Below are 13,888 nucleotides of genomic sequence, written 5' to 3'. Positions count from 1 at the left end.
TTAACGACATTAAAAGCACATAAGGCACACATAGTCATCATCATCATCATTTTCATCCAACGAAACATGATTATCACACCTTTATTTGCTGCTCAATATTGTTACAACAACCTTGTATCTCTTTAACTTGATGACTAATTTCTTCAGGCGAATTGGTACTCTCAATCTTATAGCAACATTTATCAATTCTCTTCTCCTGTTGTTTTATTTTATTTGTTGCCATAACATTCACCTCCTTAACCACAACAGCTTTCCTGGTATCCTTTGTCAGCGGAGATGGCAGTACCAATAACGGCTTCTGAAATACTCGGATGAATAGATATAATCTCTGAAAGATCGGTTATAGTCAATTTGCCTTTCATGGCTATGGCAATTTCATGAATCAATTCCTCTGCTCTTGGTCCAACAATGTGAGCACCAACAAGGTGTTTGGACTTCTTGTCACTGATTAACTTAACAAATCCTCTTGTTTCTCCTAATACCACTGCTGGTCCAACATCTGCAAAATCTAACCGGTTCGTATCAATATCCATTCCTTTTTCAATCGCCTCTTGTTCTGTTAAACCTATACTAGAAATAGGCGGGTGAGTGAATGTCGTCCGTGTTACTAAGCTATAATCGACATTTTCAATGTTATTTTCAATGGCATTTTTGGCAGCAACTCTTCCTTCATAAGATGCAACAGGAGTTAACATATATCCTCCAATGCCATCACCGCCAGCATAGATGTGTTCCACTGTTGTCTGAAGATATTCATTTACTTGGATTCCTGTTTTTTCGACTTTAACGCCAATTTGTTCTAAAGCAAGTCCACTGACATTTGGCACACGTCCAGTAGCCAATAACACCTGATCTACTTCAAAAGATTTCTTTCCATCTAGCGTTTCGACCTCAATGATTTTCCCGTCATTACTTTTGAGGACTTTCTGAACTCTACTGTTTAACAAAATTTCTATGCCTATTTCTTTTGAGATTGCTTCAATGGTTTGTGAAGAGTCATGATCTTCACTGGCCAACAAGCGATCTCCCATTTCTATTACAGTCAAGTCCACACCTACACTTGCAAAAATATGAGAAAATTCCATCGCAATAACGCCACCACCAATAATCGCCATTTTCTTCGGCAACTCACGGAGATTTAACGCTTCTGTACTGTTTATCGTGTGTTCGATACCTTCAATTGGGGGTGTGGATGTTTTTGATCCCAAAGCAAGCACAAACTTATCCGCTGAAATCTCCATGTCATTGACCTTGATAGTCGTTGAGGATATAAACGATGCCTCTCCACGAATTAAATCAATTCCTCGCTCTTTTAGACCTTTTTCTTTATCTTCCTCAAAGGACTTAATAATTTTTTCTTTTCGATCGATCACTTTGTCCCAAAGCAAAGATGCGTTTTGCACCACTATTCCAAATTCCTTTGCATTGTTAACTAAATCCCAAACTTCACTAGACCTTACCAAGGCCTTTTTGGGGATGCACCCCCTGTTAAGTCAGGTACCACCAAGAACATCATCTTTTTCAATTAGAGCTACTTTGGCATTGAGTGCAGCCCCTTGTTTCGCAGCTTGAATACCGCACATACCGCCACCGATGACTATAAGATCGTAATTAGTCATTAAGAATTCTCCTTTACAAAATAATGGTTCTACTTATATAAAATGCACACGACGCACTGTTATTATTCGAATAAAATGTTTTAGAAATGAAAATGAATTTCCTATATTTTAGACTTATTATCCTCTTTTATTTCAAAACGGAATGCATTAATCTTCGAATTTTGGTTAACAATAGCTTTGTAAAAAATTTAGATAAAGGAGCTGTTTTTTAAAATGGAACAAGTTAAAGGAAAAGCTTGGTTACGGCCACAAGATTTTACCACTTCTGCCATCTTTCTTACCACTAAATGACATAGTATTTACCACACCCTGCCAACAAGCTTACCAATACATATAAAAATTAATGGTAATCATATGTTGAGAAAGAATTGATGTCTTTTTTAGTCAGTAGTGCCAGACTAGAAACCACCTTCCAAGCCATGACGTTCACGCATAGAGATTTCTCCGTCAATTAATATCTGATAGGAGTCATGGATGATCCGATCTAAAATGGCTTCGGCAATTGTTTCATTACCCAGTTTCAAATGCCAACCACTTGGGTCAATTTGAGAACAGAAAATGGTTGAAGATACCTTATGACGGGCTTCTGTAATTTCCAAAAGCATACTTGCTTCTTCAGGTGTTAAATCAGTGAGTAACCACTCATCCAGTACTAGAACGTCCACTTTTGTATATTTTTTAATACTTCTTCGGTAACTTCCATCTGCGGATAATTTGGCCAGAGATAATTCATCTAATAGCTCGGGTAAACGAATGTACTTCACTTTGTACAATTGACGACATGCCGAAATACCGAATGCGGTGCCTAAAAATGTCTTACCTGACCCTGTGGGTCCTTTTAATATGATGTTGTGCGCGTGATGAATATAAGTGCCACTCGCTAGTTTTAAAATCAAATCTTTATCCAGTCGACGATCTGCATGATACTCAATATCTTCAACACTGGCATTTGAGTTAACGAATGTCGCTGCTTTAATCAAGCGCTGCAGACGATTATTTTTACGACGGGAATGTTCCAAGTCGACCAGTAAAGAAAATCGGTCTTCAAAACTCATCTTTTTAAAATCCTGATTCATCGCTTGTTCCTGGTAGGCTTCAGCCATGCCATTTAATTTCATTTCGTGTAATTTAGTTAAAGTCTGATCATTCATCATTTATCCTCACCTCCATAATAAGATGCGCCACGGGTGAAGCCATAGTTGTTTTCGGTCATTTCTGTATTCTGTTTCAGTGTCTGTTCGGCATCATTCTTCTTATTATTTTTTAAGAGGGTTTGAATGCTTTTGACCGTCGGTCGTTGAGTGAGGGAAATTACCATTTTACACGCTCGTTCAATCTCATACTTTGTATATTTACGTTCTGATCTTTTCAGTGAAAATATCGATTGGAGGGCTTGTTTTTCAATTTGAGCCGTATCCAATATATATTCGATGACCTTCAGAGTACATGAACCAATACTGTTTGCCCACTCAATCGCAGCTTCCGGTGTCTGGTCTACAAATAATTTATGATTATCTGGCATATGGTCCCGCATAGTAGATAGTTGTCCAAATTTCCCATATAATCGTTTGTGAGAGGCCACTCGCATATGATTGAAATAAACTTCTACCAGGGTCTCTGAGAGTCTGATGTCAACTTGCCGATTAATGTACTCATAAGGCACAGAATAAAACATACTTTCGACAGAGACATGGTAGTCTGGACGGACTTTCGCTGTTCTCCATACAGAAAGTTTATACGGTGTGGCAGGCAGAGGGGAAAGCGCAAATTTCTCCTCTGTTTCAAATGCTGACAGTCGGTTCCCTTGTTTACGTGTAAATGCACGTTGATTGAAGTCAGCCAACTTTTGTTCAATTGCTTCATTTAATTCATCGATACTGAAGCACTGAGTATTTCTGAGTGCGGCAATAATCCATGTAGAAACCGTACTGACTGAGCCCTCAACACTCGACTTATCTTTAGGTGCCCGCACACGTGCTGGCATGACGACTGTATTATAATGCTCAGCCATTTCTCTGTATGTTGGGTTTAAAATAAGCTCTTGAGACGTGTGCTTTGTCACGCTCGCTTTCAAATTATCTGGAACAATAATCTGTGTCGTCCCGCCAAAGTAAGCATACGCATGATTGTGTACTCGAATCCATGACTGTAAGTCCATCGACAAGGTCGCCTCTGCATAAGACAATTGACTGCATGGTAGAGTGGCGACAAATACATACGCTTTTAACTTTTCACCCGTATCTCGATCAATGATAAAAGCTGTGGATCCTGCCCAATCCACCTCCATGATTTCCCCTGGTTTTCTACGGATGCGTAAAGTGGCTTTATGCTTATCTGCATACTTACTGTAGTGCCGGACAAAGCTCCGATATGAATACGGTATTTTTTGATTCGTCCGACACTCCGCCTCATATTCATGATGAAGGAGTGAGAGCGTCACATTGGGTTTCGCTAATTCCTGATGAATATAATCAAAATCTAACGGTTGTCTGCCTGATGCCTCCAATGTCTTTTCCGGATATAAAAACGCCTCAATCCATACATCTGTCATTATTTCATCTAATGGACAGACTAATTCTTTCTTCTCCGCCAAATCAATAATTTCTGTCACTTTTTGTCGAGAATGATTCGTACTGGTCGCGATGCCTCTAAGACTGATGCCTTCAGCACGTAATTCTAATATCTTTCGATAATGAATCATAAAAATACCTCCGATATAAAATGTCACACCTATTGGTGTGCGCATTAATTATATCGGAGGTAGTGGTAAACATACTGACATGACTTGGTACATTCCTTGTCATTTAATGGTAAGAAAGATGGCAGAGGTGGTACATTTTTCTGGCCGTAATCACCGCTCGATTTCTTTGGTTTTTTGAACGGTAAAGACGTACATATCTTTACATCTCTCCCCATCTTGATCAACTACACCAAACAACAGGTGGATTTCTTTTAGCGAGAAGTCCAATTCCTTCATTCGTTTAATAAACCGTATCCGATCTGCTGTTTCCTCTGAATATATTCGATACCCTGATTCGTTTCTGGGAGGTCCGGCTATCAATCCTTTCCGCTCGTAATACCGAACGGTTTCTTTATTCACATTACACGCTTTAGCCAATTCACTGATTTTCATCCCCATATTGTCACCTCAATAAAAATATAAACTCTGTACCATAGTACACGGTTAAGTCATACATTATTTTTCTTTTATAGAATAATCTTATAAAACAGATCAGATAAAAAACCTTATTTATCAATTGTTCACATAAGTTTTTTAGAAGTTTAAGAATAAAGCTATCTGCTCTTCACGCCAAGAAGCCACATTCTTCCGTTGAAAAATGCGGCTGTCAAAAAAGTTATTTTCTTTTTGATTCTAAGATCATATAACAAGATTAGACGATAAAGTGGTTTATAAACATCTCACATTACGTAAACTTACACCATGTGGGCAATGTCCGAAGCTGCCGTTGGATAGGCAAATATCATTTGTTTCAATTCTTTGGTTGAAATTCCAAAACGAATGGCTGTTGCAAAATGATTAATCAGTTCATCGGCTTCATTACTAATCAAATGAGCACCGACAATTTGATCATGATCTTCGTCAATCAGCACTTTAAACGCAGCAAAGTCTTCATTTGTCCGTTTATACGTAAACCAGTCGGAGATGTTTTTCTGCTTTACTTTAATACTCCGGTCAGAGTTTTTGGCTTCCTCCTCGCTCATACCTACCGATGCCATTTTAGGTACGGTAAATACAGCAGATGGAATCACGGGATATTCAATTTTTTTGCTGTTCCCTTTCAATAAATTAGATGCTACGACATGAGAATCTGCACTGGCTACAGGTGTGAGAGGCAAGCCATCCGTTGCTGCAGCATCTCCGGCTGCATAGACATTCGGGTTACTTACACTTTGCAAATACTCATTAACATGGACACCATGTTTTTTCCTTTCTATATTCCCTTTTTCAAGATTCATATCTAAGGCAGGGACCCGTCCAGCTCCATGAATAACAATGTCTGCTTCAAACCGAGTTATATCCTCTTTTTTTCGAGCGTACACATGAAACTTACCTTGTTTTTTTTCAATGGATTCAACGGAATGTTGAAGATGTACCTGTATGCCAATCTGTTTCGACTTTTCTAAAAGGATATCTACAAGATCTATATCAAAATTCTCCAAAGGTTTTTGACCTCGATGGATAATATGAACTTCTGATCCAGCACGTGCCGCGATGTGAGCAAATTCAAACGAAATATACCCCCCACCAACAAAGACGATTCTTTGTGGTAATTCATCCAACTCCAAAAACTCATCACTATAAGTAAGATGTTCTTCTCCTTGTATGGGCAAAGGGGTAGGTTTCGCACCACTAGCGATCAAGAAATGACCCCCTTCGAGCACTTCTTTATTCACTTCAAGTTTGTCCTCACTCATGAAAGATGCATTGCCATGATACGTATCGATTCCCTGTTTATTCAATGCTTGCTCTTTTTTTTCCGGGACATGATCTGTAAAGGTTCGTTTAAAGCTCATTAGATCTTTCCAGTTGATGGAGACTTCAGATGGTACTCCGTTCCTAACCATTCGTTTGTTCCAATCAATAAGCTCGGCAGCACCATGTAGAACCTTTTTTGGGTCACATCCACGTAGTGCACACGTGCCCCCAAGCGGCCTGTCATCTACCATAGCTACATTCCAGCCGGCTTTATTACATTTTGCTGCTGTAATGGAACCAGCAGAACCTGAACCAATCACAATAAGATCGTATTTCTTTGTCATCATTATCCTCCTCATAGAAATCACTCTGTAATACGTTTGCCTTGTTTCTATCTAATGAAACCCCGTACCTTGTCCAAGGTTGAAAAAATCCACCGTATTTAACTAAACGGTGGATTCATTTTGTTGTTATCCCGCACAACATTGTTAAATATATAGCAAGACTTTCTTTTAAATCTTCTATGGTTAAGCAAATTAACGGCTAATGTCATCGTGTAAATCACATTTCATGCATTTTCGGATACAAGATGAGCCCCTAACACCTCAATATTTTTGTATCTGCCACTAACTCCATCCTTTTCATGCATTAAAAAATCGGCCCGTGTGTCAAATAAATAAGCAAGTAAACACCGGATAACAAGATGATAAATGCCACCAATGTCTGCATGATTGGCATGAATTTTCGGATTCATTTCTGGGCAAGTGTGCGCGACCCTAAAGGAAATATCGTAATGATAGTAATCGCTAACCTCATATCTATTGAGAAAAGCATAAAATTTATGACTATACTTTAGTATCTAGGCGTCTGTCATGGATTGGGAAACGACTATATAAGTTGAATTAAATATTTTACAGTACCATTAAGGTTCATAAAAGTACACTTTTAAGAACGGTTTAAAAACATTTGAAATAGATCAAAATAAACGTTCTTAAACATATAAAAATAGTTTACGAACGTTCAATATTTTCCATATACTTTTACGAACGTTTTTCATTTATAATTAGAAAAGTAATCTTCTGGTTAAACAATTTGTAGATGTGTGTCATTTTTGACGATAAATTGCATATATTTTAAGTGTTATTTTGCATAACCAACTTTAAAGCCTAGCTGTCTTTGTGAAAAGATTAGCCGGGTTTCTTAACTATAGTACAAATTATCGCCTAAATCAGTGCAAAATAACATCGAAAGTGACAGTTGGAACATAAAAGGCTGTGTTCTACCTTTTTTCAAATGTGTTATAGTGCAAAATAGCGCTTAAAAACAGGCGTAAAATAGCGTCTTAAGTGACATCTGTAACCATAAATATTATTCTCAAATCAAACATGTATCATTCTCCTGTTCAAACTATCATATTTTATATAGCAATGATATCACTTAAACAATTAATACAATGTTTGCTATAAAAGTTGTAATGAAATCGTCAAATATATCGTAATGAAACGTGCTAAAAAAGCTGCCAGAATATAATGACAGCTTTTTTACAATCCAATATATTCTACTGTTTAATGTTCATGCTCCGGATTTTCATCCTTGCACATTACAGAATTTTTATGAGGATGATTTTCACTTTCCATCTGAATAGTTGCATGCCCAATATTCTCGTCTTCCAACTTTTGTTCAATTGTTCTCAGTATTTCTTCGCTTTCCTGAATAGGAATGGTGCCATCCACTACCACATGGCACGAGAGTGCATTTTGACCACTTGTTATACTCCATACATGCAAGTCATGCATGTTATTTACACCGGGAATGCGCTCTATGGTTCTAATCACTGCATCGATCTCAACATTTTTGGGTGTGCCTTCCATCAGTACATGAATGGAATCTTTTGTCACACGCCATCCGCTTATCAATACAAGCACTGCAACAATCACACTCGCCAACGGATCTGCCCAACCCCAGTTGAAGAAGATGATCATCAGCGCCGCAATAATGGCTCCTACTGAACCAAGCAGATCGCCCAGCACATGTAAAAATGCTGCACGTATGTTCAAGTTTTCCTTTGTATCTCCTCCTCGCATGAGGAGCCATGCTACAAGTATATTTACCAATAACCCAATGGTAGCAATTATCAACATGCCAGTAGAGGCCACTTCAGGTGGATTCGCAAAACGTTGATATGCCTCATAAAAAATGTAGATAGCAATCAGTACCAGAGTAACGCCATTAAATACTGCTGCAAGAATTTCAAATCGTTTGTATCCATATGTTTTACTATAATCGGCCGCTTTTTCTCCAAGTATAAAAGCCAACAATCCCACACCCAGCGAAATTGAATCACTTAACATATGTCCCGCATCAGCTAGTAAGGCGAGACTATTTGTCAGGAATCCTCCAATTGCTTCAATAATCATATAAACTGTGATAATTATGAAACTGATCATCAAGGTCTTTTTGTTCGCACCATGTGTATGGTCATGCTCCTGACTCATCCAATCCCCTCCTCTGAATATTTGCAGATCGATATATTAAATCGATTTATATATATAGTTCTTTCATATTTCTTTGGTCAGTGATGACAAGCGTGATCAATTGTTTCTTTCAACATGTTCATTACATGTGCATCGTCATGGGAATAATATAGAGTCGTCCCCGCTCTTCTATATTTGACCAAGCGTAAATTCTTCAAAAACCGTAATTGGTGGGAGACAGTAGATTGTCTTAAATGTAAGTTTTCAGCGATATCATTTACGGAATATTCTTTAAGAAACAGCAAATTTAGTATTCTGATTCGCGTCGGGTCACTTAATGCTTTAAAAGTCTGGGAAACAACAAATAAAGTTTCTTCATCAAGATCTTTATGATTAACCACTGTTTCGTTTTCTTCCATGTCTTTTATGATTACTCACCTCTCCCTATTTAAGTAGGTCTAATATTAATATTGGTATATCTATATATAGTCATATATTAAAAATATCTAGCATTATTGTCAAGCCTCTCATTCTAATTGATACACAATCGCAACTATCTTTTTCCTATCAATTATATTTATATTTTTTGATGTTATGTTATTAACGTCTATTTATGGTAGACCCTAAATAGACATTACAAGGATATTATTTTCACTGGTTTTTCAGTGTATGATTAGGGTGTATTTTAATTATATTCAGAAAAGATGGTTATATGAAAATAGGCTACGCTCGAGTGTCGTCATTGGATCAGAATTTGAATAGACAGATTGAAGTATTAGAAGAATTTGGTGCAGAAAAGGTTTTTAGAGAAAAGAGATCTGGTGCCACCGTAAATGAGCGCAGTGTCTTCAAAGAAGTCTTAGACTTTGTGCGTTCGGAAGACCAACTCATTGTAGAATTTATTGACCGATTAAGAAGAAATTACGATGAAATCATAGATACAGTTAATTTCTTAAAGCAAAAAGATGTTCAATTGGTTATCACAAGTTTGCCTATTATGAGTGAAGCGATCGGCAATCCACTGTTGGATAAGTTCATCAAAGATCTAATCATCCAAATACTAGGCATGATTGCAGAACAGGAGCGTTCGGAATCAAAGCGTAGACAAGCCCAAGGTATTAAATTGGCAAAAAGTAAAGGAATCTATAAAGGCCGACCGATACTTTACTTTCCAAATGCGAAAGATCCTCAAAAGCGACTCGTGTATCATCGTGTCGTTTCTCAGTTGAAAGAAGGCATTGCCATATCCCAAATTGTGAAAGAAGTAGGAATTACACGACAGACTATATATAGAATTAAGAAAGAAATGAAATAGTGTTTATCAACAGAAATGTGACGTATAGTATCAAGATAAGAAGAAATCAAAATTATTTAGGCACAAAATAATAAAAAAGATCTTTCTCAAAATGTTTTTCTAAAAATTCTTTTTGATTCAATACTGTCTCTTTTAGTTTTACAACCTCCATACTTTTTGGTTCAAAACTTACAGTGACATGAGATTCACCATAAACATGACCCATTTGTCTTAATACATAACCTTCTTCATAAACATCTCCAATTTTATTTTCATACGAAACTATTATATAAATGTCAGTATAAAAATTTTTCATCTTACCTTTAAAATAGTGATAAGGAATAGTATTTTTTAATTTTTCATTACTATCTAAATGATATGATCCGTTAGTAGTAAATATTAACCCCAAATCCCTATAACCATTATCTTTATGTTTCATCCAAGTCTCATTTTCTGCATATAAATACAAATAAACCCTCACATTATAAGCAATGTTTTTTGATGTATTTTTAATACTAAAACGATAATCTCCAAAAAGCATAGACACATTCTCAGCAACCCAACTTTCGTTAAAATGAGATTTCTCTTCTGTCATTACATCAGGAAAATACATCACTAAAACAGGTTTAATATTTTCATTGAATTGCTGTTTTTGTAACTTTAATGTCTCTTCTGAAATTTTCAAAGAATCTAAAGTGATTTCATTACTCTTTTTAGCATTAGAAACAGATTTCCAAGTAATTATTAATAAAATTATTGAGGAAATAAACGCTAATAAATCAGAAATTAAAACAGGTTCATAAGTCACTATTTTTTCGATAAATGATTGTTTATTATCCATCCACTTCTCCATTCATATACTTTTATTTTTTACTAATTATATCAATAATTTTTATTCCAATTTTCTTTTGGTGTGAACCAACGGCAACCCTAAAAACCCAAAAGCTGTAGGTAGGCATTTTTGATACCTCGCGGTATATGCCTACCGGTTTTTTAGTTTATTCAGGGTTGCTTTTCCCACCAAAAGTTTTCTCGGCATAAATGAATCTCCACTGTTTTTTCTAGCACAGGAGAAAAAAGTTATGCAGAAACGTCGATCACAACATATGAGTGCGTCCTCACGGATTATTTTATCCCACACCCCACAATATAACTTTCCTATGATAAAATCAAAAGACGTTTCGGAGAAGCCAGTATATTACGGGCAACCAGTCTAACTGATGCGTCTACATTAAAACACGATCGAATCTTATTGCGGGACATAAAAAATGATACAATATCATAGTCGCCTATACTTCCTGGGCGAACATCGACCAGGAAGGAGGTGAACACCATGGAACTAATTTTTGTTAACATCATTGCCCCAATTATCGTAGGGGGCATTGTTGCGCTCTTTGTCTATTGGTGAGATAAGCGTAACAATAAGTAGGCGACAATAACCACACCAAAAAACCCCCAATCTATACCAGTAGATTGGGGGTTCGGTGATTCCATGGAACTAATTTTTGTTATCTACATTATAACATTCTAATTAATTAAAATCAAAATTCTTGTAATGAAACGTTTTTGATATATTTTTTAGCGATAACTTAAGTATGTTTGGTGGTAATATAAGGAACTATTAATTAGATTATATAGTTGGTATGATGAGAGAAGTGAAAAAGCCAACTTTTTTTATTATAATAAATGGCTATTTGGAGGGAGAGGTTATGGCTTTTAAAAAAGTAGTTGTAGACTTTGATATTGTTTTTGAATTCATAGAAGGTAAGGATTCTAAAGCAGAATACTCAGAAACTGTCGAGTTTCAAGATGGACAGAATAAAAAGGAGTTAGAAGCTATGCTAGAGAGAAAAGCTAAAGAAATTGGAAAAGAGCTAAGAGATACTATTGTAAATAACGACTTTATAAGTGTAGGTAACACTTTTTTTTAGAACCAATTTAATTAAATTCGTTTACTGTAAATCCTTAAATTACTAGATTTAGAAAGCTTTTTTTATTTTAATTTTTAAGTGTCTACTTTAGGAGGAGCACATCAGAGATTGAATGAAACATCTTGTGTTTTTTGAATAAACTTTAAGTACTCTAAATAACTGCTATGATTAATTAGGTAATAATACATCGATTCTATACATGACATGCTGCCTTCTTACTTTAAATTAAGTAAGTTTCTTAAATAAGAACCTAGTGGAGTTTTCAGGGCAATAAAAGGGCAAACTATCTGGAAAAGGGCAGATAGTATTGGAATTCTTTTTAAGAAAATAGTTGGAAAACATTGATCTAAAAGGATTTTTATTAACCCTTGTAGGGTGATAATTGGAGTACATCATTGAGTGGGAATAAGAAAGTTGCTTTCAAAGCCGATGTATGTATCTTAAATCATACATCGGTTTTTTTGTTATATAATATTTTATTTTGATAAATCGTAATGATTACGTTATAATTCATTCACTTAGATGAGTTAGAAGATAAAATCAAAAGGAGTGTTTACTTGGCAAAGAAATCTAAAGTAGTTAAAGCACAGAAGCGAGAAAAAATGGTTGCACAGTATGCAGAGTTAAGAAAAGAGTTAAAAGAAAAAGGTGATTATGAAGCACTTCAGAAGTTACCTAGAGATTCATCACCAACACGCGTAAACAACCGTTGTGGTGTAACCGGTAGACCTCGTGGTTACATGCGTAAATTTAATATGTCTCGTATTGCCTTTCGTGATCATGCCTATAAAGGGCAGATTCCAGGTGTAAAAAAGGCAAGTTGGTAAAAAGTAGAGCCAGTAATCTTAATTAAAAGATTGCTGGCTCTTTATTGATAAATTATTCATGTCCTATACGATTTTGCAGTACCTGAATTAAAGTCTCAACTGGGTAAAGATGCCAGTCAATATACTCCCCAGTTTTATAATCATTAACAGCCATTTGAACTAGCTTAGCTTCTTCATCTGATAAGCTTTCCATAACAATTTGTCCGGCAGTTTCTTTCGAATAGACCTCACCAGTAGTATAGGTCAGAATCATGCGACAAAAGGTTAAAATGACATTCGTTTCATCACCCTCATAATCACCTATTAATACTCTAGAAGCATCCTCAATCGCTTTTTGTAAGTCGTTCAAAGGAATCTCAGGAACTAGATTTTTGATATTTTTATCCCCGTAAAGTGAAATTGAGTTTGACCTCGCCTGGTAAAGCAAAATAGCGAGATCTGAATTAGTTTTCTTAGTTGGAATTATATTGTTTAAATAATCTTCCCTGAGCCACTCTCCATAAACAAAATCTTCAGTAGGAGGATAGGTCCAAGGGACATTGTCATTGTAATTAAGCACTGTTAACTCGATGTACCTGAGATTACTGTCCGCTCCAATACTTTTGGAAATAGGCATAATTTTAGAAATTAGTTGTTCTTTCTCTTGATATGTCATATCTCTATTTAAAATAACTAAAAAATCAATATCACTATTGGTTTTTAAGCCACTCTCAACATAGGAACCATACAGATAGACCCCTAATAAGTCATTTGTAAACAAGTCTTTCAACTCATTTAAGACATTATCGATTTGAATATTATCCTCTTTCATAATAAGAACACTCCGATTTAAAGCATTATATATAACCTTTATACCATAATGAGACAGTATACTTTTTATGAATAGATTTTAATTTTAATGGTAGATAGAATATAGATAAATATCGTAAGAGGGTGATAAAGTTCTGTTACTAAATGAGAGTCATATAAGAAATGTAGTCAATATGAAAGAGGCGGTTCTGTTGCAAAGTAAAAAAATATAGCTAACCACTAATTTATCATGTCAGTGTTCGCTTAATTTGCTAGCATGATGCTAATTTCGTGGCATGGCGAAAATCCGTAGATCTGAAGAGACCTGCGGTTCTTTTTATATAGAGCGTAAATACATTCAATACCTTTTAAAGTATTCTTTGCTGTATTGATACTTTGATATCTTTTCTTTCTTACTTTAATATGACGGTGATCTTGCTCAATGAGGTTATTCAGATATTTCGATGTACAATGACAGTCAGGTTTAAGTTTAAAAGCTTTAATTACTTTAGCCAT

14 protein-coding genes and 2 pseudogenes are annotated in these 13,888 nt (G+C 35.9%); 4 read left to right on the top strand and 12 right to left on the bottom strand.

Going from position 1 to position 13,888, the window contains the following annotated elements; genetic code table 11:
- Positions 1 to 73 precede the first annotated feature (73 nt).
- The 9 genes and pseudogenes from H624_RS12630 to H624_RS0108295 all read right to left on the bottom strand — a co-directional run bounded on the left by H624_RS12630 (position 74) and on the right by H624_RS0108295 (position 8,950).
- The gene (locus tag H624_RS12630) at positions 74 to 223 is read right to left on the bottom strand and encodes a hypothetical protein (protein ID WP_156889175.1); all 150 of its coding nucleotides are present in this window, start codon (positions 221 to 223) and stop codon (positions 74 to 76) included.
- A 13-nt stretch (positions 224 to 236) separates the two neighbouring features.
- Positions 237 to 695: a hypothetical protein gene (locus tag H624_RS12870; RefSeq protein ID WP_235678970.1), complete on the bottom strand. Its 459-nt coding sequence runs from the start codon at positions 693 to 695 to the stop codon at positions 237 to 239.
- Positions 678 to 1,619, bottom strand: a pseudogene (locus H624_RS12865) (dihydrolipoyl dehydrogenase family protein); the annotation flags it as partial. The gene H624_RS12870 and the pseudogene H624_RS12865, both read right to left, overlap by 18 nt.
- Before the next feature lie 398 nt (positions 1,620 to 2,017).
- Positions 2,018 to 2,773, bottom strand: a complete 756-nt coding sequence (gene istB, locus H624_RS0108320; protein ID WP_026867177.1) for an IS21-like element helper ATPase IstB — start codon at positions 2,771 to 2,773, stop codon at positions 2,018 to 2,020.
- Positions 2,770 to 4,320, bottom strand: a complete 1,551-nt coding sequence (istA, locus tag H624_RS0108315) for an IS21 family transposase (RefSeq protein ID WP_026867176.1) — start codon at positions 4,318 to 4,320, stop codon at positions 2,770 to 2,772. Before istA ends, istB begins: the two co-directional genes overlap by 4 nt.
- 153 nt (positions 4,321 to 4,473) lie before the next feature.
- Positions 4,474 to 4,758, bottom strand: a pseudogene (merR, locus tag H624_RS11920) (Hg(II)-responsive transcriptional regulator MerR); the annotation flags it as partial.
- A 296-nt stretch (positions 4,759 to 5,054) separates the two neighbouring features.
- A complete protein-coding gene (locus H624_RS0108305) occupies positions 5,055 to 6,401 on the bottom strand; it encodes a dihydrolipoyl dehydrogenase family protein (protein WP_026867175.1) in 1,347 nt (448 codons plus the stop codon).
- Between the two features lie 1,221 nt (positions 6,402 to 7,622).
- A complete protein-coding gene (locus tag H624_RS0108300; protein WP_026867174.1) occupies positions 7,623 to 8,552 on the bottom strand; it encodes a cation diffusion facilitator family transporter in 930 nt (309 codons plus the stop codon).
- 77 nt (positions 8,553 to 8,629) lie between these two features.
- Entirely contained in the window at positions 8,630 to 8,950 is a 321-nt protein-coding gene (locus tag H624_RS0108295) for an ArsR/SmtB family transcription factor (protein ID WP_026867173.1), read from the bottom strand.
- Positions 8,951 to 9,243: 293 nt separating this feature from the next.
- Between H624_RS0108295 and H624_RS0108290 the strand changes: the two genes are divergently transcribed.
- Complete coding sequence (locus tag H624_RS0108290; RefSeq protein WP_026867172.1) at positions 9,244 to 9,846, top strand: recombinase family protein; 603 nt, start codon at positions 9,244 to 9,246, stop codon at positions 9,844 to 9,846.
- A 52-nt stretch (positions 9,847 to 9,898) separates the two neighbouring features.
- On the opposite strand, the gene H624_RS0108285 is transcribed toward H624_RS0108290, so the two are convergent.
- Entirely contained in the window at positions 9,899 to 10,666 is a 768-nt protein-coding gene (locus H624_RS0108285; protein WP_026867171.1) for a hypothetical protein, read from the bottom strand.
- A 492-nt stretch (positions 10,667 to 11,158) separates the two neighbouring features.
- Between H624_RS0108285 and H624_RS12950 the strand changes: the two genes are divergently transcribed.
- From H624_RS12950 to rpsN, 3 genes are all read left to right on the top strand, one after another.
- On the top strand, positions 11,159 to 11,233 hold the full coding sequence (locus H624_RS12950) for a type I toxin-antitoxin system Fst family toxin (protein ID WP_156889177.1): 75 nt from the start codon (positions 11,159 to 11,161) through the stop codon (positions 11,231 to 11,233).
- A 301-nt stretch (positions 11,234 to 11,534) separates the two neighbouring features.
- Positions 11,535 to 11,756 (top strand): hypothetical protein, encoded by a 222-nt coding sequence (locus H624_RS0108280; protein WP_026867170.1) that lies wholly within the window; start codon positions 11,535 to 11,537, stop codon positions 11,754 to 11,756.
- A gap of 557 nt (positions 11,757 to 12,313) precedes the next feature.
- Complete coding sequence (gene rpsN / locus H624_RS0108275) at positions 12,314 to 12,583, top strand: 30S ribosomal protein S14 (RefSeq protein WP_026867169.1); 270 nt, start codon at positions 12,314 to 12,316, stop codon at positions 12,581 to 12,583.
- Between the two features lie 52 nt (positions 12,584 to 12,635).
- Here rpsN and H624_RS0108270 read toward each other — a convergent pair whose 3' ends face one another.
- Positions 12,636 to 13,394 carry an aminoglycoside adenylyltransferase domain-containing protein gene (locus H624_RS0108270; protein WP_051220547.1) on the bottom strand — a complete coding sequence of 253 codons (759 nt, stop codon included), beginning with the start codon at positions 13,392 to 13,394 and terminating at the stop codon, positions 12,636 to 12,638.
- Positions 13,395 to 13,636: 242 nt separating this feature from the next.
- Positions 13,637 to 13,888, bottom strand: a 252-nt coding sequence (locus H624_RS0108265; protein ID WP_026867167.1) for a DDE-type integrase/transposase/recombinase, incomplete at its 5' end; no start/stop codon positions are given.

Origin of the sequence: Jeotgalicoccus marinus DSM 19772 (assembly GCF_000425825.1) — a bacterium.
Lineage (GTDB): Bacteria > Bacillota > Bacilli > Staphylococcales > Salinicoccaceae > Jeotgalicoccus > Jeotgalicoccus marinus.
Note: the sequence above shows the minus strand (reverse complement) of the source record. Positions and strands in the feature narration are given on the sequence as shown.